Source organism: Synechocystis salina LEGE 00031 (assembly GCF_015207985.1).
Taxonomy (GTDB): domain Bacteria; phylum Cyanobacteriota; class Cyanobacteriia; order Cyanobacteriales; family Microcystaceae; genus Synechocystis; species Synechocystis salina.
Window position 1 is genome coordinate 63,821 of sequence record NZ_JADEVV010000008.1, and the last position, 25,851, is coordinate 89,671.

Consider the following 25,851-nt stretch of genomic DNA (forward strand, 5'->3'; position numbering starts at 1 on the left):
GTTACTGTGGTATGGGTTCGATTTTGCCCTGGGTTAATGCCCTAAAATGCCAGGGGTAGCTTTTCCCAGTCGGGCAATGGTGGAGAAATGGGACAAGAACTCGGTTAACAAGGCCGTAGTAACCCGAAAAATTTGCAAACCCTGCCTGATTTGACCAATTTGTTCTAACAGTTCGCCCTAGACCACTTTCTCCGCTAAAACAGAAACTAACCATCCCTGGCGGCGGTCTAGTCCATTTAGACCCCATGGTCAGTGAGTCGTGAACTGAGTTGATTTTGCCAAGTACCCATGAGCAACAATCCTTCCCCTCACAGTGCGGGGGCGATCGCCAAATTGAGACGTTGGCTAACTAGACCAAGCACCCTGATCACCCTGGGGGGTCTAGCGGTGGCGGGTACGGGCCTGTATCTGGGAGGGCAACACCTGGCCTACCGGGAAGCATCACCATTTTTAGAGTCGGAATTATCCAGATTGTTGGGGCGGCCGGTGGACATTGGCCCGGTGGAGGATTTTCGTTTACTGGGGGTAAGACTGGGCAATTCTTCCCTACCACGGACGGCCGATGATGCGACGGCGATCGCCATTGAAGCCATTGAAGTGGATGTCAATCCCCTACCTTTTTTGGTGGGCAGGCCGGTGGAAGTTAGCGCCACCATTTTTAATCCCCAGGTGACCCTGGAGCAACAGCCTACAGGGCAATGGACCACCATCACGTTACCGGAGGGGGACAAACCCTTTTCCCTCCCCCTGGATTTAACGGTGGGGGTGACGCTGGAAAATGCCCAACTACAACTGTTACCCCAGGGTTTTCAGCAAGCGGTGGAAATTACCGCCGCCGGCCAAGGAGGTTACCAATATCGGCGTCAGGATGATGGCCCCCAACAAACCGTTACCTATGACCTAGGGGTGCAATTAGCTGGCAGTGATCTCCGGGCCCAGGGGCAAACGGTCCTCAATACGGGGGAAAGTCAAACCGATGTCACTATTAACCGCCTCGATTTACCTGCTTTAGCCAGTCTTTTACCCCCTTTGCCTGTGACAGTGGAAAAGGGCCAGGTGTCCGGACAGGTGCAGGGTACCCTACCCAGTTGGCAACAGTGGTCCGCTCTGCAAACCGTGGGCGATGTTAAGTTGGCGCAACTCCAGGCCCGCATTGATAAGGTCAAGGCCCCTTTGCAAGTCGGTTTAGACCTGGGATTGACTGGGCAAAAGTTGCAGATCAACCAGGGCAATATTAACCTCGGCCCCCTCAATGCTGTGCTCCAGGGCACCATTGACTGGCGATCGGGCTACGATGTCCAGTTCAGTACCAAGGCCATTGACACCGCCGCTTTCCTGGATACCATTGCTGTCCCCCTACCATTACCCATTACAGGGGAAGTCCAGGTCCAGGGAAAGTTAGAGGGGACCCTCACCGACCCCCAACTCCAGGGCCAGTTGACCAATGTGGCCACGGTAACCCTCGATCGAGTTCCCCTGAATCGCTTGGGAATTAATTTCCGGGCCGATTTAGACCAAGTTACCTTGGCCGATGTCAGTTTACGCCCTGTCAGTGGAGGGGAAATCCAAGCTCGGGTACAGTCCCCCTGGAAACTACGGCAATTACTCACCCCCGAAGCGAACCAGTGGCGGTGGCAGGCCATTCCCGTGACAGGCCGGATCAGTGGGGCGATTGCCACCATGGCCTTGTTGGATACCTACGCATTGAATCTGCGGCAGGTTGAAATCGGTAACTTCGGTTTTTCTGGCCAGGCTGGGGGCACCTTAGGGAATCCCCGTTTAAATTTGCAATGGCAAACCACCGATGGCGATCGCCAGGGCCGTCTTAACCTAGGCACTAGGGGGGAAGCTAATTTAGTGGGGCCCCAATTAACCCTCACCCAAGCGGAAGTAAGCACCAACCAGGGTTCCTTGACAGTGCAGGGCCAGGCCAATTTTGCCCAGGATCGTTGGCAAGCCCGTTGGAACACGGCCCAATTTCCCCTGCACCCCCTTTTGCAAAGCCTGTGTGGCCTAGAAAAAAGTAACTTTTGCTCCCCCCAACTGACAGCGCAACCCCTCACCCTCACCAGGGGCCAGGGCAATGTGAGCGGGGAAATTTTTGCCTTTGACCCCAACGTTTGGCAGGGCAATGCCGACATCCAACTCACCAGTCAGCAACAAACCGCCGCCATTACTGCCAATTTGATCCGGGGGCAAGTCCAGGCAGAGGTAGAAGCCCGCAACATTGCCGTCAATCAATATGTGCCTGCTTTAGCCGCGCCGGTGGCCCTCTCCCTCGTCAGCGCCCAAAGCCAATTCCCCTTGGCTCCTCTATTGACGGGGCAGTTACCCCTGGGACAAATACAGGCCCGCAGTCAATTTACGGCCCTGGTGGACGATCGCCAAATCACTGGCAATGCCCAATTGCAGGCAGGTACAGTACAAACCAATGCGACCCTGGGGGCGATCGCCCTTAATCCCTTTTTACCTGGGTTGCCGGTGGCGGCTAGGTTAAACACAGGAGAAATCCAGGGCAGTGCCTTTGTGGGGGACATTAATACCTGGGCAGGTGTGCGTAACTTTGACCTCAACCGTCTCCAGGGGGAGGGGCAGTTAAAACTCACCGTTGCCAATGGCCCCGTATCGGTAAACGGTACTCTGCTCAATGGCAACTTAGGGGCGATCGCCAATGTGGGGGCCATTCCCCTCAACGCCCTCGCTCCAGAAATTCCTGTCCCTGCCCAAGTGCAGAGAGGACGTATCTCCCTGGGGGCAAATCTGGCCGACCTGGTGCAAGCCCAACCGGATTTGAGTCGGGTGGCGGCGATCGCCAATGTGGATTTGGAGGTGGCGGGGGGAACTGTAACCAGTGTGAGTGCCCTGAAAAATCTCACCTGGCAAAGTCGACTCACTGCTAGGGAAATCAATCTCAATCCCTTACTAGCAAAATATGGTGGCACCGATGGCTCTGCCCTGGCCCCGGTGGAGGGGGAAGTGCGACTGGCGGGTAACCTAGCTAATTTATTCACCACCGCTAATAATGCGGGCACTATCCCCGTCACAGTGCAACGGGCCGCTTTCCGCAGTGGGCCCCAGAACCTCAATGCCGACGGCAAGATTACCATTGGCAACTTCCGCCAACGTCCGGCCCTGACCAATGTCAATCTCAATGTCAGCAATGGCCTCAGTTTTGCGCCCCTGCCCATCGATGCCCTACTGACCCAACTGCCCCTGGCCCCGGAATTTCGCCCCCAAGCTTTGGCTATGGAGGGCACCAGCCAATTTACCGGGCAGTTAACGGGGCGCAACGTCACTGGTTTGGCAGATTTAAAATTAGCGGGCAATCTGGAGCTCAATAACTTAGCCGTGAATGGTTTTGGCTTTGAGCCCCAATTGCGGGGCCCCCTGTCGGTCCAGTTAAACCAAAATGTCCTAGTGGATCTCCGGGGGCAAGTGGATCGTCTGGCGGTGAATTTCAAACCCTGCCGGGGCAATTGCCTGTTTCCCTACCTTCCCACCAGTTTTAACCTGCGTCAGGCCTATGGTCGGGAGCAACCCATCCTCGCCCAGGGCAAACTCAACGGCGATCGCCTAGCCATGGAAGTGAAAGATTTTCCCCTTGCCATTTTAGACCTGCGGCCGGGGCTACGCTACCAAATTGCCGGGCAACTGGATGGCAACCTCAACGCCGACCTCGTGGTTAACCTCCGTAACGGTAACGGCCAGGGTAATTTGGCCATTGATGCTGTCAGCCTTGGCTCCTCGGCGATCGGTGAAGTGACAGCGGCCCTGGGCTATCAAAATCAAACCCTACAACTCAAACAAGGCCAGGTTAAAACCCCCATTGGTCAATATCAAGCCCAGGGTTCTCTCAACTTCAGAACTGAAGCCATCCAAGCTAATGTAAACGTCAACGGTGGGGAAATTGCACCCCTGTTGGCGGCGGCCAATATTTCCGATGTGGGTTCCCTACTGCGGCTTACGGGTTTAGAGTCTGTCCCCAAGGAATCTGCCGATATCGTTGGTCCCCTCAGTTTGGGCAACCCCGATGGGTCGTTGGAAAATCAGCTTAATCTCCTCTACGTCATTGACCAGCGCATTATCGCCCTCGCCCAGCAGTACGAACGGGGGGGGGTACCGACCCAGTTAAACGTCCAGGGAAATTTTGATGCGGCGCTTAACTTGAATGGCACCCTACGGGATCCGGCCCTCGCCCTCAAAGTACAAGGCAGAAATTGGAGTTGGTACCCCCAGGGGCCCTTTCCCAACATTGTGCCCCCCATCGGGCTAGTGATGAATGAAACCCGCTTCCTGCCCATTGAACAGTTTCAACTGGAAGCTAAATTTGCTGACGGTCGTCTGGCCCTACTACCCTCTTTTGTGCAAATTCGGGAATCTCGCCTGGGGGCAGAGGGAATTTTCTCCCTAGAAAAAACCCAATTGCAATGGTCAATTAAGGATTTTAATCTGAACAATTTGGACTCCTTTGTGGAAATGTCCTCCGCCTTTGGTGCCCGTCTCAACGCCGAAGGAAGTGTGGCCCTGACCGCCGCCGGCCCTGCCCTATCGGGAAAATTCAACTTTGACCAGATCACCCTCAACGCTAGGCCGGTGCCGGAAGAAGTGGGGGGACAATTCGATTACCAAAATAATTTATTGCAGTTGGTCACTTCGGAAGCTTCTCCCCTCTACTTGCGGGCTGATGTGCCCTTTTATTGGAATCCCCAGGAAGCGAAGGCCGCAGAGGGACCAAGTACCTTTAGGGCTGAATTCAAAATTCCCCCCAATTCCTTGGAGTTGTTAGACGTGGTCAGTCAAGAACAATTGGTCTGGCTTGGCGGGGAAGGACAAGCGGATTTAAAGGTAGAAGGGGAAATTGACCAACATAACGGCATTGGCATTGCCGATCTTAGAGCCCTGGGTAAGGTCAGTCTCAATGGAGCACAAATTAGGAGTGCCGCCCTACCAACCCCGGTGCAGGTGGATGGGGAAATTCTGTTTAACAACACAACGATCGCCATTGAACAGTTAACGGGGCAACTGGACCAAAGTCGGATCGAAGTGGCCGGTGTACTGCCGCTATTTGATGCCCAGCCGGGCCTGGAAAATCCCCTCCAGGTCAGCATTAAACCGACCAATATCGCCATTCCCAATCTTTACCAAGGTAATTTAGCGGGGTTAGTGACCGTTGAGGGTTCTGCCCTGGCGCCAAAACTCACCGGGGACGTGGCCTTAGCCAATGGCAGGGTATTTGTGCCGGACCGGAGCTTGGACAGTCAACCAAGCCGCATTGCGGAATTACGCACCAGACTGGGTTGGTTCAAGGGCACAAGGCGATCGCCCTTGGTGGAACCCCAGTTGAATGACCTACGCATCACCCTGGACAATCTTCATATCGAGCAGGAGCCTCTTTATGTGTTTACCTTTGGTGGTGGATTAACGGTCAATGGCCCCCTGACTGACTTTAACGATCTGCGGGCCGATGGCACCATTAACCTCGACCGGGGTCGGGTCAGCTTTTTTGATACCCGCTTTTTGCTCGATCGCCGGGCCCCCAACACCATTACGTTCTATTCAGATGAGGACCTAATTAACCCCAGCTTGAACATCGCCATGCGCACCATTGTGTCCGATTTGCCCCAATCAGCCCGGATGCGTTCCCAGGAAACCAATGAATATCCCGACGACAGTCTGAATCAAATTGAGCGGATTGATGTGCGCCTCACCATTGACGGCAGTCTGAGCCAAATTTTGCCCAATATTAATCCCCGCTACAGCGCCGTTTGTGACCCCACTGTCACCTTCCGACCGCTCACAGGGGTGGGGAGTTTTGATGAATTTCAACTTGATCGCCTTTCCCGCTGCTTACAAATTCTGGCCGCCCAGGGGGTAGAGAACGAACAAATTTTTAGTAATCCGGCCCTGAACCTGACCAGCAGTCCTCCCCGTACCGAAGGGGAAATTGTTCGCCTCTTGGGAGAACAGGTGATTGTTTTGGTGGATGCGCTCCAGGGCAAAAACTCCAGCCAGTTATTGCAGGTGGGCATTACCCAACTGGCGATCCCAATGATTTTCCAGGGATTGGTCTACGACGTGGAAACGGCTATCAGCGACAAAATCAAGAGCACGGACTTCCGGGTGGTGCCTTTCCTCGAAGCTATCTACGAAGTGGAGGACAAGGGCTATATGCGTTTCACCTACGATTACAATTTTAGTCAGTTCATCATTCGCTATGAGAAACAGTTCTAAAACTGGCACCCTGGAAGCTGAAGCTAGTTTTTTGTTAAGGTGGGGCAAATTTCAGCTTTTGCGGTCCGGCCGGCGGCTTCCCCTCAGAATGGGGTGCTCTAGTTGCCAGCTAACGGGGAGTCACCAAGTCCCAATTGCTCGCCCCTACTTCTATAAATTGTGTTAGGAGAATTAGTCCCATGTGTGTTGGTTGCTTTGTAGTTTCTGCTTTTACCCTATTTATGCCCCCCACGGAGGCTCCGGTGCCTAATGGTTTGAACTTTGATGGGGCTCCCCCCGCCATGGAACAAAGCCAGGCGATCGCCAGCCCCACGGCCCAGCAAGCAGAACTGGAACAATTGCAGGTGGCCATTGGGGAGATGGTGGCTTCTTTTCCAGATAATGCCGAGGGGCAGATGTTGAAAAATAAGTTTGGTGAATTAGAGCGGCAACTCCAAGCCACCGATGACTTGGCAGAAGCTAACAATATTTTGGATGAGGGTTTTGAGGAAATTAAGCAAAAGATCCTCGCTTCCCCCCATGCCGATGATTTGATCAGCCTCATGTACGAAATTCGGGAAGCCCAGTTTGAACGACTGCAGGTTTTTGCCCCCACCATCCCCAGCAACAAAAATGGCTGGTTGAGCTAACTTCATTGATTGGCTAATTTTTACCCTTCATTGCCCCGGCGATCGCCATAAAGGGCATGAATGATCGAAACCAAGCCACTTTCCAAAAAGCGAAAAACTCTAGTCGGGACACAGCGGAGACTGACATTGAAAGAATCAAGGCCACCATGGTCAGCTCTCCTGCGCCCCGTTATATGATGGCTTAGCAACTGTGGTTTCAGCGGCATGGAACAAAATGAAACTTGGGATAAACTCCAACCGACGAAAATGTCCACCCCAGCCTTTCGAGGAATAACCAGTTGGCCGGAACGGGAAGTTTCACAATCTCCCCAGAAAGAAACTAGTCTGAGCAAAGGTCAATTCTTGGGTATGGTCTATGGGCTATGTTCTATTTTCGCTGCCCAAATAGCCCCCTTCTGACCAAGGCGATCGCCAGAGAAAAACGTAAAGACGTTCAATCAAAGATTATTAAGCACGGGCAATAGTAAAACAACAAAATAATAAACCAGGGGAGCCGTAAAAACATAGCTGTCAGTGCGGTCTAAAATGCCCCCATGCCCCGGAATTAATTGACCAGAATCCTTCACCCCCGCATCCCGTTTCATCATTGATTCCGTTAAGTCCCCCAGCAGACTGACTATGCCGATTAATAGGCCCAGTAAAGCGCCGGTGATTTCCCAATATGGCCATTGTAAATACCAGGCCCCCAATACCCCCACTAATAAACTGCCTCCCACTCCCCAGAGGGAACCCTCCACGGTTTTTTTCGGGCTAATGTCCGACAAACGAGTACGTCCCAACCACTTACCCATAATGTAGGCGCCAATGTCCGCCGCCCAGATACAGGCAAAGGCAAGTATGGTCACCAGCAGGCCGGTGGGAAAATTTTCTGGATGGGCCCAGGACTCTGGCCAAAAGCCATTCAGGGGTAAGTGTAGTCCCATGGGGTTAACGGCTCCGTCCCCCAACCGTAGTCGGACCCAATAGCTTGGTAAATAGCCGCCATAAAACAAGCCCAGTAACGAGGTGGAAATATCGGCAATGGTGGCCATTTTGGGTTGAAACAGCAAATAAAAGCAGATCAATGCTCCGGTTAAAGGAAAAAACGCGTCGGTTAAGTGGGGGGTCACCGTGGCCGACAGTAGCAACATCAATGACAGCACCATGGTGGTCTTAGCGGCTGGCGCAATGCCCTTGGCCCTGACCATTTGGAAATATTCCCGCAACCCCAGATAAATCACTAAGGCGATCGCCGCGCTAAAGTACCAACCCCCCAAAATTAACAGGGAAAACGCCAAGGCAATGCCGATGACCGCACTAATAATTCTCTGGGTGGGCATGGTAAAGGTAAAAAAGACCAAAAATAAGGGAAAGTGTCAACCCGGCACTGAACAAAATTCACTGTTTGTTAACCTTTTCTTAGTTTTTATTTTAGAACAGAAGCAAACCCCTAGGCCTTCTTCCCTATTTCCCCGACTAGGACAATTTTTCTCCCGCCAAAATAAAAGTGGGGTCCACTGCGGCAAAAACCTGTTGTAAGCCCCGTTTTTCCAGACGATTTACCCCCGCTTGCACCACTTCTACATTGCGGACCTGTAAGGCCGACAAAGTTTCAGAAATGCCATAAAGACTTTCCAAATTACTCGCCGTTGCCACCAAACGACCCCCAGGAGCTAAATGGGCCCAAGTTTCCTGCAAAATTTGCTTAATGGGCCGGCCTCCCTCAATGCAGATATGGGTGGGGTGGGCAATTAGCTGGGGTAAGCAATCCGGGGCACTACCCTCATGGACAGTCACATTGCTCACTTCAAACCGTTCACAGTTACGACGAATTAAGCCCGCTACTTCCTCATCCCTTTCCACTGCCACAATTTTACTCCGGGGACAGAGTAAGCCCAGTTCCACCGGAATGGTACCAGTGCCAGCCCCAATGTCCCAAATGATGGACTCCTCCTTCAACTGCAAAGCGGAAATAATCAGCAGGCGCACCTCCCTTTTGCTGAGGGGAATGCCCGGTAATCGTTCAAATAGGCCATCTGTAATTCCTGGGGTCTTATAGGGCCAGAGCATGGGCTTAGTTTCTCCGCTGACAGTTAAGCCACCATTGTCCCCCCATTGTTCTGGAAGGGGAAATGATGGCCGATACAATCCTGGTTTTGTCTGGGCCAATGGGGTCAGCCAGACTGTCGATTTATTTCTTTAGAGTTTAAAGACTAATCAATAATCAACATATTCAGGGTGATATTCATTCAAGGAAATTTTCACCGGAGGCACATTCCAAATTTCCTGACAATATTCCCGAATGGTGCGGTCAGAAGAAAATTTACCCATGCGGGCCGAGTTGAGAATAGACATCTTTGTCCATTTTTCCTGATCTTCATAGGTGTTGCTCACCTGGTCTTGACAATCCACATAGGCTTGGAAGTCCGCTAGCAACATATAGGGATCGTGGTGGAGCAGGGAATCAACAATGGGGCGGAACAGGTCGGGATTACCGGGGGAAAAATAGCCGTGGGCAATGCGGTCAATAACAGCCTGGAGTTCCGGATTGTTGTGGTAATAATCCTGGGGATTGTAACCCCCTGCTTTCATGGCATAAACTTCTTCCGCGGTGAGGCCAAATAGGAAAAAGTTTTCTGCCCCTGCTTCTTCGCGAATTTCAATGTTGGCCCCGTCCAAAGTACCAATGGTTAAGGCTCCATTCATGGCAAATTTCATGTTGCCCGTACCGGAGGCTTCCTTACCTGCGGTGGAAATTTGTTCGGAAAGGTCAGCGGCGGGATAAATCCTTTGCCCCAGGGAGACGTTGAAGTTGGAAACAAAGACCACCTTTAACCGGCCCCGCACATCGGGATCATTGTTAACCACTTCCCCAACGGCATTGATCAACTTGATGATTAGTTTGGCCATGAAGTAACCAGGGGCCGCCTTACCACCAAAAATGAAGGTGCGAGGCACCATCACCCGTTCAGGATTTTGTTTAATGCGGTTGTAGAGATGGATGATTTCTAGGGCCGCAAGATGTTGACGTTTGTATTCATGGATCCGTTTAACCTGGACATCAAATAAAGAATTAACATCAATTTCCACGTTGCGGTACTTGAGCAGGTAGGCCGCTAAACTGCGTTTATTATTCTGCTTGATTTCCCGCCAGAGACGACAGAATTCGGGATCATCGATAAATTTTTCGATTTGCCGCATTTCGTCCAAATTTTTTAGCCAACCATCACCAATTTTTTCCGTTACTAAGGCGGAAAGTTCAGGATTGCTGAGCAAAATCCAGCGGCGGGGGGTAACACCGTTGGTTTTATTGAAGAATTTTTGGGGCCACAGCTTGGCAAAGTCCTTGAGGGTATCCTTTTTCAACAATTCCGTGTGCAGGGCGGCAACACCGTTGATGGCGTGGCTTCCCACACAGGCTAGGTTGGCCATGCGGATTTTTTTGCCATGGTTTTCTTCAATGAGGGAAAGACTGCTCACCAGGGCTTCATCGTTGGGGAACCAGGTTTGTAATCCTGTCAGGAAGCGGTGGTTAATTTCGTAAATAATTTCCAAATGACGGGGCAGGAGTTGGGCAAACAAGTCTACCGACCAGCGTTCTAGGGCCTCTGGCATCAGGGTGTGGTTGGTGTAGGCAAAGGTTTTTTGGGTGATCTCCCAGGCCTTATCCCAGTCGTAGTCATAACGATCCACAAACAGCCGCATCAATTCGGCGATCGCCACGGCGGGGTGGGTATCGTTGAGCTGGATGGCGGTTAACTCATAAAAAGTATCAAGATTTTCGTGGGTGCGGAGGTGGATGCGAATTAAATCCTGCAGGGAAGCGGACACAAAGAAATATTGCTGGGCGAGGCGCAATTCCCGGCCAGCGGGGGTATTGTCATTGGGATACAGCACCTTGGAAATGGTTTCTGCGTCCATTTTTTCCGCCACGGCCCGGTCATATAACCCAGAATTAAAGGCTTCAAAGTTGAATTCTTCACTGGCTTCCGCCTTCCAGAGCCGGAGGGGATTGACCGTATTGGTTTGGTAACCGGGCACCGGGGTGTCGTAGGGAATGGCGAGAATAGTCCTTTCGGGAATCCAGACTACTTTGGGTTGGTTCTTTTCGTTGTGGATGATTTCCGTGTGGCCCCCCAGCTTCACTTCCACCGATTCATCGGCCCGGGGGATTTCCCAGGGGTTACCGAACCGCAACCAGTTATCGGGCACTTCCACCTGCCAACCGTCCTGAATACGTTGGTGAAAAATGCCAAACTCGTAGCGGATGCCATAGCCGATCGCCGGCACTTCTAGGGAAGCGAGGGAATCGAGGAAACAGGCCGCCAAACGCCCCAAGCCACCGTTGCCCAAACCAGGGTCCGGTTCTTGCTCAATAATTTCGTTTAAGTCCAGGTCAAATTCCTTCATCACCTGGTCAACTTTTTCGTAGAGTCCCAGGTTGATCAGGTTATTGCCCAAATGCCTTCCCATCAGGAATTCCGCCGACAGGTAACAGACCACCTTCACTTTGTCCTGCTTATAGGTGGCTACGGTCTTGATGAAACGATGCAACAGGCGATCGCGGATGGTATAGGCCAGGGCAACATAGTAGTCGTAGAGGGTTGCCTGGGAACGATCAATCCCCTGTAGATAGAAAAGGTTATCCAAAAAAGCCCGCTTCAGGGTGGCCACACTCATGCCAGTGCGGTCATCTTCAATTTTGATAGTGGGTTGGGGGGAAGTGTTTAGGGTAGATTGATCAATCATTGATTGTTCCTGATGAAAAAGTCGGGGTGACATCACCCAGGCTAGCCAACGCTAACTCAAAGTACAGAGGCTCGATCGCCGCCCATAACCGCAATGGTTACTCAGGCAATCCAGGCTTGCAACAGCGATGCTAACTTTAGAGTAGTGTAAGGTCTCTGCCAAGACTCTACACCCACCCCACCGAGCATTGTTAGGGACAGTTGACACAGGGGCGAGAAAAACTAACTTGCCCCCAGGTACCAATCTGAAATCATCGCAGTGAAGAAATTGTCTAGGGCAGCCGATGGCGATCGCCGGCCCTGGTTTTAATCTCAGCTTCTAGGGTTGACTGGAAAAAAGGAGGGGGGTAAAGGATGTCAGACTTTGGTGATATTCCCCCGGACTTTCCCCTGGGTGAACTGAGACCAGTCATTATAATGGAGACGTGCGATACCGATATCCATTGGAAGTGGTCTGCACCGCCCTGCTTCCCCTTAAACCTTTGACTGTTTAGGGATATTAGCGGTTTTAGCCCTATGAACACCCAGTTTTTTGAAGAATACCAAACCCAGTTGCTGGACTGGCAGAAAAAGTTTTTTAGTACTTGGATGGAAAGCTTGCCCAAAGGCACCGCTGAAATTAAATTGACCGATACCTTTGAAACCAGTTTGAAATTACAAGAGGAAATGGTCAAAAGCTACCTAGAAGCCCAGGAGAAATCCGCCACGATGATGATCGATGCCCAAAAACAATTTTGGGATAATTATTTTCAAGCCCTACGACAACAGCCCGTACCGGCTAACTAGTTGCCGAACTAATTAAAATCTAAGAAATTTGAATCTGAAAAATGCCTCCAGGGAACCTCCGGGTTCTGTGGGGGTTAATTTTTTTGGGAAAATTTATGCAGTGGTTATTTTGAATTTGTTACTGGGCCAGGCGTTTAGTCTTTCCGAACTTTACCTTGACCCCAATTTTTTGCGTAATCTCGTAATCATAATAAATTCTTTTCAAACAATTCATCTAAATCAAACTAGAAATAAACCATCTGTTGGTCAAACTAGAAACAAAGCATCTGTTGATCAAGCTTGAAATGCATATTGGTAAAACTAGTTATTGATATGGCTTGACTTAGATTGCCGAAACAGCACATCTAAATTAATTTAAAAAAACCATGGCTACTTTCAATCTAAAGATTACCAACGACAATTTCACGGGTGACATTAATGACGACATTTTTAATGGAATCTATGATGCTGCGGTTACAGATACGTTTAATTCTGGCGATACTCTCGATGGTGGTTTAGGTATTGATACCTTGCATATTGACCATCTGTTAGATGTTGCAATTACACCGCCCGATGCTCTCTGGTCTAATCTGAAGAATATTGAAAAAGTCGTCATCAATACGACAGGCGATGGCGCCCAAACGATTACGACAGGGGTGGATTTTGAGGCTGCGTTTGCGCCCCTGGGCGTAGAACTAACAACGACAACGACTGGGGCAGGAGCGATTAATCTCACTACAGCTTCATTTACGGGAGAAGCAACCTTTAACACCACCTCCATCGCAGGTGCTCAAACGATTTTAACGGGGTCAGGGGCAACCACTGTCAATGCAAAATCCGATGCGGGTGCCTTGAATATTAAAGGTGTCGGTCTTAATACAGTCTTTGCAAACACGACGGGAGCAGGAGCACAGGTAATTGGTGACAACAGTGGCAATGGTACCAACCTTACATTTGTCGATGCAACATCAGTTGGAGGCGCACAGACTATTACCAGTACAAGTACAAATGCCGTTGTTGTGAATGCAACCTCTGCTGCTGGTATGCAAATTATTAACACGGGGTCAGGGGCCGACATCATCAAAGCCTCAACTACTAGCCCTGGCAATACCATTAATACTGGAGCAGGCGACGATCTCATTACCATTGCGGAAACGGCTTCGGGGGGCTACGCAGTGGATGGGGGCGAAGGAAATGACAATATGACTGGAGGTGCAGGAAATGACCTTTTAATCGGAGGTCTTGGTAACGATACCCTGAATGGAGGAGGTGGAATTAATACCCTTGTCGGTGGCACCGGCAACGACATTTATGTGGTGGATAGTACAACTGACACGATTACTGAGAATTCAGGAGAAGGGACAGACACGGTTATATCTTCTGTCAGCTTTGATCTGGGAACGAGCGCCAATGTTGAAAATCTAACCTTAGCGGGAAAAGGTGACATTAACGGTACAGGCAATGGGCTTGATAATGTCATCTTGGGAAATACCGGCAACAACGCCCTCAACGGTGGTGCTGGCAGTGACACCATCACCGGGGGGGGCGGCAATGACACCATTGATGGTGGCGATCAGGCTGATACCCTAAAATATTCTGGCGATCGGAGCGATTACACCATTACATTAAGCGGCAGTACATATACGATTGTCGATGAAAGGGGTGGTTCTCCAGACGGAACTGACACCATTACCAATGTTGAAAATTTCCAATTTGCTGATGGCCCTTTTACAGCTGTCAATCTAATTGAAACAACTGCCCCCAGTGTTACAGATGTAACTTCTTTGACTCCCAATGGAATCTACAACGCCGGAGACGTAATTAGCATTCAAGTTGCTTTTAGCGAAGTGGTTAATGTCACAGGAACTCCTCAACTAACCCTTGAAACTGGAACCACAGATCGAACCATCGACTACCTTACTGGTTCAGGAACAAATACATTAGAATTTAGCTACATAGTGCAGACAGGAGATACGAGTACAGATCTCGACTATATTAATGCCTTAGCCTTATCGCTTAATAGTGGGACAATTCGAGACTCTTCAAACAACGATGCCGTCCTGACTTTGTCGGCTCCAGGAACTACCAATTCCCTGGGTAGTAACAAAAACTTGGTAATCGACACAACAGCTCCGATAGTTGCAAGTATCAATGATGGTGACGCAGATAATGTAGTTACCGTTGGTGACACCCTGACCTACACGGTTACCTTCAGTGAAGACATCAATGCTGCCACAGTTAGTGGTACCGACTTTAACAATGCCGGCACAGCGATTATTGAGATTGGGACAATTACGGAAACTTCAGCGGGAGTGTTTACCGTTCAAGTCACTCCTAGCACCACAGGTACTATTGCTCTCCGTATTCCAGTAGGTGCTGTAATTGAGGATTTAGCAGGAAATGCATTAACTGTTCCTGTCCAAGATAATGACATCGTCACGGTTAATGCTGTCCCTGACACAACAGCTCCGATAGTTATAAATATTAACGATGGAGATGCAGATAATGTAGTTACCGTTGGTGACACCCTGACCTACACGGTCACTTTTAGTGAAGACATCAATGCCGCCACAGTCAGCGCCTCTGACTTTAACAATGCCGGCACAGCAACTATTGGCATTGGGACAATTACGGAAACTTCAGCGGGAGTATTTACCGTTCAAGTAACTCCTAGCACCACAGGTACTATTGCTCTCCGTATTCCAAGCGGTGCTGTAATTGAGGATGTGGCAGGAAATGCTTTAATTGTTCCTGTCCAAGATAATGACACCGTCACGGTTAATGCTGTCCCTGACACAACAGCTCCGATAGTTGTAAGCATCAATGATGGTGACGCAGATAATGTGGTTACCGTTGGTGACACCCTGACCTACACGGTTACCTTTAGTGAAGACATCAATGCCAGCACAGTTAGTGGTACCGACTTTAACAATGCCGGCACGGCAATTATTGAGATTGGGACAATTACGGAAACTTCAGCGGGAGTGTTTACCGTTCAAGTAACTCCTAGCACCACAGGTACTATTGCTCTTCGTATTCCAAGCGGTGCTGTGATTGAGGATGTGGCAGGAAATACTTTAACTGTTCCTGTCCAAGATAATGACACCGTCACGGTTAATGCTGTCCCTGACACAACAGCTCCGATAGTTGTAAGTATTAATGATGGTGACGCAGATAATGTGGTTACCGTTGGTGACACCCTGACCTACACGGTTACTTTTAGTGAAGACATCAATGCCGCCACAGTTAGTGCCACTGACTTTAACAATGCCGGCACAGCAACTATTGAGATTGGGACAATTACGGAAACTTCAGCGGGAGTGTTTACCGTTCAAGTAACTCCTAGCACCACAGGTACTATTGCTCTGCGTATTCCGGTAGGTGCCGTAATTCAGGATGTGGCGGGAAATGCTTTAACTGTTCCTGTCCAAGATAATGACACCGTCACGGTTAATGCTGTCCCTGACACAACAGCTCCCAGCATTAGCCTCGCGGTTAGTCCCGACAGCGTCACTGAAGATGGTGCGGCCAACTTGGTTTACACCTTCACCCGCAACGGAACGCCCACCAGTGCCCTGACTGTTAACTACAGCATTTGCGGCACCGCTAACTCAGCCGACTACACCGGTGCCACCCCAGGAACGGGGAAAACCATTACCTTTGCTGCTGGGTCAAACACCACCATCCTCACCATTGATCCCACCGCCGATACTATCGTCGAAACGGACAACACAGTGGTCTTGACCTTGAATAGTGGCACTGGCTATACCATCGACAGCACTGGCTCCGTCATCGGTACTATCATCAATGATGATTTTCCAAACGTACCCGATAATGATGTCGGTATTGTAGCCAGGAATGATTTATTTTTCGTTCAGTTGGCCAACGGCGATGAAATCAATCTTTTATACGACAATGAACCATTTGTCAGTGGAACTTTTGGTAATTGGCAAGCTATCGAGGCAGAAACCGTTAACGGTATTAATCAAGTGCTTTGGCAAAATGGTGATACTGGCGAAATTGGTCTTTGGGACACCGATAGTAACTGGAACTGGGTTTCATCGGACGTCTGGCCCACTGAGTCCCTTAAAACCCTTGAAGCAGAGGTTACGTTCCAGACTGACATCAATAATGACGACCTTTTAGGTGATAACTATTCTATTGTTGAAAATCAAGGTTGTACCACTGTTTTTGTACAAGGAATATTTGACTATTATCATGTCCAAACAGCCGATGATCTTACCCACCCCATTAAGTATTTGGGTGAGGCCTTTGTTACCGGAAGTTTTGGTGATTGGCAGGGGTTAGCGGCGGAAACCGTTGATGGTATTAATCAAGTCCTTTGGCAAAATGTTGGTACTGGCGAAGTTGGTCTTTGGAACACCGATAGTAACTGGAACTGGATTTCATCGGACGTTTTTGCGGTTGACTCTCCCCAGGCACAGGCCCTACAGCCAACTTTTGGGGTAAATTTCATCTGAAGCCATAATCAATAACCTATCTTCCCATCAACTTATCTATTGATAGGAATATGGCTATCTTTCGTCAAAAAAATACCGATTCCCTGCCTGAACGGCGATCGCCTCTAGGATTTGGCTACTTATCTAAGTAGTAACAACCCGAATCTGAGGCGATTTCATCGTGGGAATGAAGTTGAAACTCTAAATTCGGGAATACTTCCAAAACCCGGAGATCGGGCATAAATCATGATTGTTCTCGCAGGACACGGGAAGTAGATCCAGTTTGACCTTAGATTTAGATGGGGAATAAAAAGTATTCTACGATGCTATTCCCCCTGGCTTTTCCCGAAATACTGGGGAAGTTTGTTAACTGTCTCCCTTAGTCGTTAAAAATTTAAACGAAAGTCCGCGGAGGCTAGACCCACGGTATGAGGAATGTAGGGCATGGTGAAATTTAATCATTGGGGGAGGGCTTGGCGTTATTACCTATTGCTGGCCCTGGGGATATTTTTGGCGATCGCCATGCAGTTTACCCCGGCCTTTTCCCAGGTTTCCCGCAAAACCATCATTGTGGCCACGGAACCAACCTTTCCTCCCTTTGAAATGACCGACGAAGCCACGGGGCAATTAACCGGTTTTGACGTTGATTTGATTAAGGCGATCGGAGAGGCTGCCCAAGTCACCATCGATATCCAGGGCTATCCTTTTGACGGTATTATTCCCGCCCTGCAATCCAACACAGTGGGGGCGGCCATCAGTGCCATTACCATTACCCCAGAGCGGGCCCAGTCGGTGGCTTTTTCTAGCCCCTATTTCAAGTCAGTGCTGTCGATCGCCGTGCAGGATGGCAACGACACCATCAAAAGTCTGAAGGATTTGGAAGGGAAAAGATTAGCTGTGGCGATCGGGACCACCGGGGCCATGGTGGCCACCAAAGTACCTGGGGCCAATGTGACCAATTTTGATTCCATCACTTCCGCCCTGCAGGAATTAGTGAACGGTAACGCCGATGCGGTGATCAACGACCGACCAGTGTTACTCTACGCTATCAAAGATGCGGGTCTCAAGAACGTCAAAATTGGGGCCAATGTGGGCAGTGAAGATTATTACGGCATTGCCATGCCCCTAGCACCCGCGGGGGAAATTAATCAAACCAGGGAAGCGCTCAACCAGGGTTTATTCCAAATCATTGAAAATGGCACCTATAACGCCATCTATGAAAAATGGTTTGGCGAAAAGAATCCGCCTTTTCTACCCCTAGTGGCCCCCTCTCTGGTGGGTAAAGTGGGTACGGCCCAGACCCTGACCGAACGCAGTCAAGCTAGCCCCAACGACAATTTTCTCATCACCCTGTTCCGCAATCTCTTTAAGGGTTCCATTCTCACCATTTTGCTCACGGCCTTCTCAGTGTTCTTTGGCTTAATCGGTGGCACCGGGGTGGCGATCGCCTTAATTTCCGACATTAAACCCCTGCAACTGCTCTTTCGAATCTATGTGGAGTTTTTCCGGGGCACTCCCATGCTGGTGCAACTATTTATCATTTATTTCGGTTTACCAGCCCTATTCAAGGAAATTGGCTTGGGCATCACCATTGACCGTTTTCCCGCGGCCATTATTGCCCTCAGTCTGAACGTGGCCGCCTATTTAGCAGAAATTATCCGGGGGGGCATTCAATCCATTGACCGGGGTCAGTGGGAAGCCTGTGAATCCCTGGGTATGTCCCCTTGGCAGACCATGAAAGAGGTAATTTTCCCCCAAGCCTTCCGCCGCATTTTGCCGCCCCTGGGCAACGAGTTTATCACCCTGATTAAGGACACCAGTTTAACCGCTGTGATTGGCTTCCAGGAGCTCTTCCGGGAAGGGCAATTGATTGTGGCCACTACCTATCGGGCTTTCGAAGTTTATATTGCCGTTGCTTTAGTTTATTTACTCCTCACCACCCTTTCTTCCTTCGTCTTCAAATGGCTAGAAAATTACATGGACCCCGTTGGTCGGGCGAAGAAAAAAGCAAAGGCAGTGACGGCTTAGCTTGGTTTCTGCTGCGGCTGTAATGCTTGTTCTATGCAGGTAGCCGATAATCTTCTCCACCTATCAAGTCAGTTTCATTAACCCCTTGGTTAATTATCTGTAGCTGACCAATCTCCCCACCATCTATTTTTTATTTGCATCTAGTGTCTGACTTTTTCATTAACTAAATCAATTAAAAAATGAACTTCACCAAACAGTTTGCTTGCCTATCTTCCTTGGGGATCACTGTATTAGCCACGGTCATTGTGGGGGGAAGAAATACGGAGCCCATTTTCGCCCAGTCCTTGGATAATTTAGACAATTTATCCGCACAGAATAATTTTCCCCAGCGGCGACGATTGGGACGAACTTTTACCGTCGATAATAATGCCCAAACGTCCGTTAGTAGTTTGCAAACTACCATGGGGCAAGTGACCAGTGTTGATCAATTGCGGGATGTGCAACCCACTGCCTGGGCCTATGAAGTCCTGCAAAGCCTCGTGGAGCGCTATGGCTGTATTGTGGGCTATCCCGACCGTACTTTCCGGGGCGATCGGGCGTTGAGTCGCTGGGAATTTGCCGCTGGCTTAAATGCTTGCATGAATGTGATGGAGCGTTTAATGCAGGAAAATGTGGCAGTTTTACGGGAGGATATTGATAAACTCAAACTTTTAGCCCAACAATTTCAACAGGAATTAAATGCCTACGGTGCCCGCATTGATAACTTAGAAACTCGCATTGCTTACCTAGAGGATCACCAGTTTTCTGTCACCACTAAGTTAACGGGGGATTCCATTTGGGTTTTGTCTGGAGTTGGAGGCAGTGAACAGGCCGATGGTCCGCCGGATCAACCGGTACAAAATGGCCAAGTCACAGTCAACTTCCGTCAACGGATTAATTTTAATACTAGCTTTTCTGGGGAAGACAATCTGTTGGTGCGCTTACAATCGGGCAATTTTTTCTTGGCCCGAGGCGGTAGTAATTTAACTGATTTTAACTTTGCCGCCACCGAAGAACAGGGCAATTTAAATGTTAATAAAGTTCAGTACAATTTCCCTGTTGGCGATCGGGCTCGCATTTGGCTAGCGGGTAATCGCATCACCATGGACGACATCATGGACCCCCTCGCTCCCTACACCAATTCCTTCACCGATGGGGCGGTGTCTTTCTTCGGGGCGATCGCCCCCATTTATTTACCCAACGACAATTCTGGTCCCGGGGCGGGTTTTTCCTACAGTTTCACCGATGACCTGAGTTTGGGAGGCTTTTATTCCGCCGGTAAGGGCTTTTCCCCCAATCAAAGTGAAGGACTATTTAACGGTCAATTTGGGGTGGGGGCCCAGTTGAATTATGTCCCCGCCGCCAACACTGGAGTGGCTTTTTCCTATCTCCATAACTACATCCCCCAGGGGCAATACGACAGCTTTTCTGCTTTGGGCTTCACCGGTTTGGCCAACACTGATAACCCTTTTGATGACGCCGCCAGTAGCACTAACCATTACGCCGTTATTTGGACCTGGCAGTTGGCCGATTGGTTTAGCCTGGAAGGTTGGGGCATGTATAGCGATGCAACGGCCAAAAGTGGCGATCGCCAAGGGGATACGGCAGACATTTGGAACTGGAAAGTTAGCTTAGCTTTTCCCGATTTGGGTAAGGAGGGCAATGTAGGAGTCGTATCAGTGGGCCAACCTCCCTATGCTTCCTTTATCAGTAATAACAATAATGTGCCTGATATTACCCCCGCCACCACCGACGCCCCTTGGTTTGTGGAAACCTTTTACCTCTACCAATTCAACGATAATATTTCCCTTACCCCGGCCTTTTGGATTGGCATTAATCCCGCCAATGGCCGAGATCCCCTCTGGGTAGCCGCTTTAAGAACTAGCTTTAAGTTTTAGCTGTTCAAACAATCTCACTTTATAGCTCTGTTAATGGTGTCATCACAGGTAGACGTTTTCTTTTATGTCACTTAACATTTGCATAGCAGCTATATTTTGAAGTCTCATCTGTCCCCACTTCCGGAACTATAGCTTCATCGGATTTACAGCGTTTACAGCATCTTAGTCGCACAGCAAAACTCTTATGAAAATAAGTGTTATCACTGTTGTATATATATCAAACTGATTCAAAATTTGCTGTATCGTAGGTGTTTAAACAGTCGCCATCCTTTGATGTTCCCTTACCTTCTCAACACTCCGTGCCTTCTCCCCTCTTTTTCCAAAATTCCCCCACTCTGATGAAAAAGGGATATTTGGGCTATCAACTCACGGAGCTGGATGATCACCATTGATGCAATTCGCGCTGGTTTAGATCAGGGCGAGTTTTTCCTAGAGTATTTACCTGTTGTCAGACTTGTCGAGGGCCACTGTGTCGGTGCGGAGGCTTTGATTCGGTGGAGAAGGCCATCCGGAACGGTGATGCCGGACCAGTTCATTCCCCTGATCGAGGACACTCCCGTATCGGGGTTGCTGACCTATTGGGTAATTGAAACCATGGCAGCCGAGTTAGGCGAGTGGCTCCGGGTCCACGAAGAGGCCCATCTCAGTTTCAATGTACCGCCGGAAATTCTGGGGCGGGGCGGACTGGAGTATGCCGCAGACAAGACTGGGTTGGCGCTCCTCCGGCGACAGCTCATCCTTGAAGTAACTGAAAGGGGATTACCGGATCGGTTAGGCCTTGCTGCCCTCGAAGCTGCTACTCAGTCTGGTGTCCGAATTGCCCTTGATGACGTGATGCTAGGTGGTGCAAATTTGGCTATCTTGTCCCGTTGTCCCTTGGATATTATTAAGATCGACCGGTCCCTCGTTGCCCAGATCACTTCCGATTGCCCCTGTCCGGGGTGGCTTGGGGGGCTTTCAGCCTTGCTACAATCGACCCAATTAGAGGTCGTCGCCGAGGGGCTCGAAACCGAAATACAGGTTGTGGCTCTCCAATCTGCAGGGATTTCGATGGCCCAAGGGTATTATTATTCGAGCCCTATCCCGGCTGAGGAATTTAAAAAGTACTATTGGCGTACACGGGGACAGCCGAGTCAAACTGGCGATCTCAGTTGAGCCGGGTAGTTAACCAAACAAGCTCACAAGTTATTACCGTTGCTGGTTTAGAAGATGTTTAAAAAATTCAGAGAGATGAATTTATCGGTCTACATCGATCCACTAAATAGCCTTAGGTTTTAATCAACCTTGCGGGAGGAAACGGGGAAAAAACTGGCCCAGAGTAGGGCGGCAATGCCAATGTTAATGGAAACATCGGCTAGGTTGAAGATGGGGAAATTAATCAGGCGAAAATCGAGAAAATCGATTACATGGCCAAACAAAAAACGGTCAATGCCATTACCCACTGCCCCCGCCAGGATGCAACCGTAACCTAATTGTTCCAACTTGCGGAGGGGAACTTTGCCGGCAAAGATAATTAAGCCGACGCTTACTCCGAGGGAAAGCCATTTTAACCAGCCAGCCCCGCCGCGAAAAGCACTGAACGCCGCCCCGGTATTGAGCACATAGGTGAAATGAAACACCCCAGACCATAGCGGCCAAGTGGTACCCACGGGGTCCATGGCCTGGCTCACCCAAAGTTTACTGATCTGATCCAAGATAATGCCGGCGATCGCCACTTGCCAGAAGAGGGGGTTTTTAGCGAGGGAAAAAGACCGGGCCATCAATAAAACAGGATTCTCCGCAAAAAGTACGCCAGCACAGCAGTCAGACAGACCAGAATAATCTGGCCGGGCAGGGCTATGAGGGAAAAAGTCAACAGGGCCTGGGGTAGGTCTGGCAGGGACAAAATGGGGGGATTACCCAGTTTCAGCAAAGACATCATCCCTAGATAAACTATACCTGCACCGTGGATGACCCCCAAACCGGCCAGGCAACTGAGGGCCAGGGTTTCAATTTTGGTTTGGGAACGGTAAGCCAACCAACCACAGACCCAAGCTCCCGGAATGAAACCTAATAAGTAGCCAAAGGTAGGCTGTTGCCAGTAGTCCCAGCCGCCGCCATGGGCAAAAATTGGTAGCCAAGCTAGGCCCAGCATAATATAACCCAACTGGGCGATCGCCCCGGCCCTAGCCCCTCCCAAACAGGCGGTGAGCAATACGGCCCCCACCTGGTAGGTTGTGCCCAGGGGATTGGAATAGATGCCATCCTCCCACCATTGCCAAGGGGGATTGGTGGCAAATACCTGCACAAAGGTACAAAAAACAGTCAACAGCAGTCCGGCGATCGCCAACAGGACTTCTGCCAGCAGGGAAGGCTTGGGGAGTTCAATCTCCTCCGTCACAAGGTCGAGGTCAGATTCAGGATTGGTATTCACCGGGGACAGGGGCCTCTCCCCCTTCGAGGCCAAGGGATGCCAATAATTGTTGATCTTGTTCGGGGGGCTGGCCCAGGGTAGTTAAATAATGGCCCACTAGCATAGCGTTAATGCCTGCCTTTAGACCCAAATCTTGTAATTCCCCCATCACCGCCTCCCGGCCGCCAGCATAACGAATAATTTGTTGGGGCAAAATAAACCGGAAAATGGCGATCGCCTTGAGGGCATCATAGGGATTCAACTTTTGCTGTTCCCCCAAAGGAGTGCCAGGGCGGGGATTGAGCAGATTGAGGGGCACCGATTCCACTTCCAGCTCCCGCAGGGCTAACGCGAGGTCAATGCGGTCTTCCCAACTTTCCCCCATGCCCAAAATGCCGCCGGTGCAAGCTTGGATGCCCGCCGCTTTAAGATTTTTCACCGTATCTACCCGGTCTTGCCAAGTGTGGGTGGTAACAATTTTGTCGTAATAGGTGGCGGATGCTTCCAAGTTATGGTTATAGCGGGTTACCCCAGCCTCTTTTAATTGCTGGGCCTGCTCCGGGGTCACTTCCCCCAACGCGCAACAGGGCTTAATGTTGGTTTCCTGGATAATTTGCCGCACCGTGGCCAGGATTTGTTCAAATTCCCGATCCTTGGGGCTATGGTATTTGGGACCCCGACCCTGGCTAACTAAGCAAAAACGTTTGGCCCCCGCCGCCGCCGCCGCCCTGGCCTGTGCCAGGATTTCCGCCTCGGTTTTGAGGCCATAAATAGGGGAATTGGGGTCGGGATGGTGACTAGATTGGGAGCAAAAGCCGCAGTTTTCAGAGCAGTTACCAGATTTAACGTTGATGATGCTGCAAAGGTCCACCACATTGCCACAGCAGGCTTCCCGAATGCGATTGGCCGCTTCACAGAGCAGGAGAATATTCTCTTCCCCCTCGATCGCCGCCAACTGTAATGCTTCTTCCCTGGTCAGGCAATCGCCGTCAATAATGCGCTGACTCAGACCTGTTAACCAAGCCTGCAGAGTCCCGTGGCGATCGGCCGGGGAATGGGAGGGGGACGGGGGACGGGAAGATGCTAGAACCACGGCAATATGGGGTTAGGGGTCTGGATCGAAATTAAAGGGCATTTTATCATGGTGGGCAAAGGTGCCAGGGGGGTTATCAATCCTTGCCCCGGCGTTTAAGCTCCATTTTCACCGCTTCCACCACCGTTTGAATTACTTGCACCCGAGCGAAATATTTATCGTTGGCGGGCACCACTGTCCAGGGAGCGGCAGGGGTGTTGGTGCGGGCAATCATCTGGTTAACGGCAACATCATAGAGGGGCCATTTTTCCCGGTTGCGCCAGTCCTCATCCGTGAGTTTGTATTGCTTGAAGGGATTGTTTTGTCGTTCTTCAAAGCGGGCTAACTGTTCTTCGGGGCTGATATGGAGGAAAAATTTCACCACCACATAGCCTTCCGCCGTCAACTCCGCCTCAAACTCATTGATTTCCCGGTAGGCCCGTAACCATTCTTTTTCCCGGGCAAACCCTTCCACCCGTTCCACCATCACCCGGCCGTACCAACTGCGGTCAAAAATACCAATTTTTCCGCCAGGGGGAATGCGACGCCAAAAACGCCAAAGGTAATGGAATTGGGCTTCTTCCTCGGTGGGGGCGGCAAAGGTGTTGACCTGGTAACTGCGGGGGTCCAAGGTGTCCGTTAAACGTTTGATGGCTCCCCCCTTGCCAGCGGCATCCCAGCCTTCAAACAGAGCAATCACTGGCACTTTTTCCTGGTAAATCTTAGCCTGTAATTTACGTAATTCAATCTGGCTATCCCGCAACCGTTGCCGATAGTCATCCTTGCTTAGTTGCGCGCTCAAATCCACTTTAGCGAGGAAATTGGGCTCGGTGGGGAGCAATTCCTTTTGGGGCGGGCTTAGTTCAATTTTGACGTTGGCCCTGGCCCGTTTTTGGTCTAGGGCCTGGACAATCACCGCCACCAGTTGGGACAGTACTTTTACCCTGGACCACCGTTCACAGTCTCCCTCCACCAGAGTCCAGGGGCCATAGCCAGTGCTGGTGTAGGTGAGCATTTCTTCCACGAGGGCGGAGTATTCCTGGTAGCGTTTTTCCTGTTGCCAATCCTCCGGCCGCACCCGCCACATTTCTAGCTCGTCGGCCTCGTATTTTTTTAGGCGTTTTTTCAGTTCTTTTTGACTAATATGTACCCAAAATTTGGCGATCGCCGCTCCGTCCTCCACCAACTGGCGCTCAAAGGCGTTAATATCCCGCATTACGAGGGGGACTTGGGCCGCGGGAATACGACCAAATAAACGCTCTTCTAGACAATTGGTGTACCAACTATGGTAGAAAAAACCCAAACTGCCCTTGGGGGGAAGCTTTTGCCAAAAACGCCAAAGAAAAGGGTACATTCTTTCTTGTTCATTGGCCGCAAAGATAGGATTAACGGAAAACCCCCTGGGGTCCATGTAGTTAACAATTTTCTTCAGCAATGTGCCCTTACCGGCGGCGGCCCAACCCTCTAGGACGATGATCACTGGAATTTTTTCTTCCCAACAGGATTGCTGCAGACTCCGTAACTGCCGCATCAAATCCTCTAGTTGTTCTTTGTAACTCTCTTTATCCAGTTTGAGGGAAAGGTCGAGGGCATCTAGCATAGGCGATCGCCAGGGAGAAGGAAGAATGATTGTCGGCCTAAGTTTAGGCCAGAAACCCAGGAAAAGATCC

Annotated in this window: 15 protein-coding genes; 8 read left to right on the forward strand and 7 right to left on the reverse strand. The window is 50.2% G+C overall.

The genetic code is table 11. The features are described 5' to 3' along the window. Positions 1 to 288: 288 nt before the first annotated feature. From IQ217_RS04360 to IQ217_RS19180, 3 genes are all read left to right on the forward strand, one after another. Positions 289 to 6,231: a translocation/assembly module TamB domain-containing protein gene (locus tag IQ217_RS04360; protein WP_194019046.1), complete on the forward strand. Its 5,943-nt coding sequence runs from the start codon at positions 289 to 291 to the stop codon at positions 6,229 to 6,231. A 179-nt stretch (positions 6,232 to 6,410) separates the two neighbouring features. Continuing rightward, positions 6,411 to 6,860, forward strand: a complete 450-nt coding sequence (locus IQ217_RS04365) for a hypothetical protein (protein WP_228024055.1) — start codon at positions 6,411 to 6,413, stop codon at positions 6,858 to 6,860. A gap of 56 nt (positions 6,861 to 6,916) precedes the next feature. Beyond that, positions 6,917 to 7,045 carry a hypothetical protein gene (locus IQ217_RS19180; protein ID WP_255512813.1) on the forward strand — a complete coding sequence of 43 codons (129 nt, stop codon included), beginning with the start codon at positions 6,917 to 6,919 and terminating at the stop codon, positions 7,043 to 7,045. 252 nt (positions 7,046 to 7,297) lie between these two features. Here IQ217_RS19180 and IQ217_RS04370 read toward each other — a convergent pair whose 3' ends face one another. The 3 genes from IQ217_RS04370 to IQ217_RS04380 form a co-directional block, all read right to left on the reverse strand. Then, a complete protein-coding gene (locus IQ217_RS04370; protein ID WP_010872218.1) occupies positions 7,298 to 8,179 on the reverse strand; it encodes a phosphatidate cytidylyltransferase in 882 nt (293 codons plus the stop codon). 136 nt (positions 8,180 to 8,315) lie between these two features. Then, on the reverse strand, positions 8,316 to 8,909 hold the full coding sequence (cbiT, locus tag IQ217_RS04375; RefSeq protein ID WP_194019047.1) for a precorrin-6Y C5,15-methyltransferase subunit CbiT: 594 nt from the start codon (positions 8,907 to 8,909) through the stop codon (positions 8,316 to 8,318). A 147-nt stretch (positions 8,910 to 9,056) separates the two neighbouring features. Beyond that, a complete protein-coding gene (locus IQ217_RS04380; protein WP_194019048.1) occupies positions 9,057 to 11,588 on the reverse strand; it encodes a glycogen/starch/alpha-glucan phosphorylase in 2,532 nt (843 codons plus the stop codon). A gap of 515 nt (positions 11,589 to 12,103) precedes the next feature. Between IQ217_RS04380 and phaP the strand changes: the two genes are divergently transcribed. From phaP to IQ217_RS04405, 5 genes are all read left to right on the forward strand, one after another. After that, positions 12,104 to 12,373, forward strand: coding sequence for a phasin PhaP (gene phaP / locus IQ217_RS04385; RefSeq protein WP_190598835.1), 270 nt, complete (start codon positions 12,104 to 12,106; stop codon positions 12,371 to 12,373). Positions 12,374 to 12,738: 365 nt separating this feature from the next. After that, positions 12,739 to 16,833: a hypothetical protein gene (locus IQ217_RS04390; RefSeq protein ID WP_194019049.1), complete on the forward strand. Its 4,095-nt coding sequence runs from the start codon at positions 12,739 to 12,741 to the stop codon at positions 16,831 to 16,833. Positions 16,834 to 17,256: 423 nt separating this feature from the next. Next, complete coding sequence (locus IQ217_RS04395; RefSeq protein ID WP_194019050.1) at positions 17,257 to 18,840, forward strand: ABC transporter permease subunit; 1,584 nt, start codon at positions 17,257 to 17,259, stop codon at positions 18,838 to 18,840. A 179-nt stretch (positions 18,841 to 19,019) separates the two neighbouring features. Next, a complete protein-coding gene (locus IQ217_RS04400; protein ID WP_194019051.1) occupies positions 19,020 to 20,717 on the forward strand; it encodes an iron uptake porin in 1,698 nt (565 codons plus the stop codon). Positions 20,718 to 21,095: 378 nt separating this feature from the next. Further along, the gene (locus tag IQ217_RS04405; protein ID WP_194019052.1) at positions 21,096 to 21,872 is read left to right on the forward strand and encodes an EAL domain-containing protein; all 777 of its coding nucleotides are present in this window, start codon (positions 21,096 to 21,098) and stop codon (positions 21,870 to 21,872) included. A gap of 119 nt (positions 21,873 to 21,991) precedes the next feature. Here IQ217_RS04405 and lspA read toward each other — a convergent pair whose 3' ends face one another. The 4 genes from lspA to pap all read right to left on the reverse strand — a co-directional run bounded on the left by lspA (position 21,992) and on the right by pap (position 25,781). Next, complete coding sequence (lspA, locus tag IQ217_RS04410) at positions 21,992 to 22,477, reverse strand: signal peptidase II (protein WP_194019053.1); 486 nt, start codon at positions 22,475 to 22,477, stop codon at positions 21,992 to 21,994. Further along, positions 22,477 to 23,130 carry a biotin transporter BioY gene (locus IQ217_RS04415; protein WP_194019054.1) on the reverse strand — a complete coding sequence of 218 codons (654 nt, stop codon included), beginning with the start codon at positions 23,128 to 23,130 and terminating at the stop codon, positions 22,477 to 22,479. The genes lspA and IQ217_RS04415 overlap by 1 nt, the downstream gene beginning before the upstream one ends. Next, entirely contained in the window at positions 23,114 to 24,202 is a 1,089-nt protein-coding gene (gene bioB, locus IQ217_RS04420; protein WP_194019055.1) for a biotin synthase BioB, read from the reverse strand. Before bioB ends, IQ217_RS04415 begins: the two co-directional genes overlap by 17 nt. Before the next feature lie 76 nt (positions 24,203 to 24,278). After that, on the reverse strand, positions 24,279 to 25,781 hold the full coding sequence (gene pap / locus IQ217_RS04425) for a polyphosphate:AMP phosphotransferase (RefSeq protein WP_194019056.1): 1,503 nt from the start codon (positions 25,779 to 25,781) through the stop codon (positions 24,279 to 24,281). Between the last annotated feature and the right edge of the window lie 70 nt (positions 25,782 to 25,851).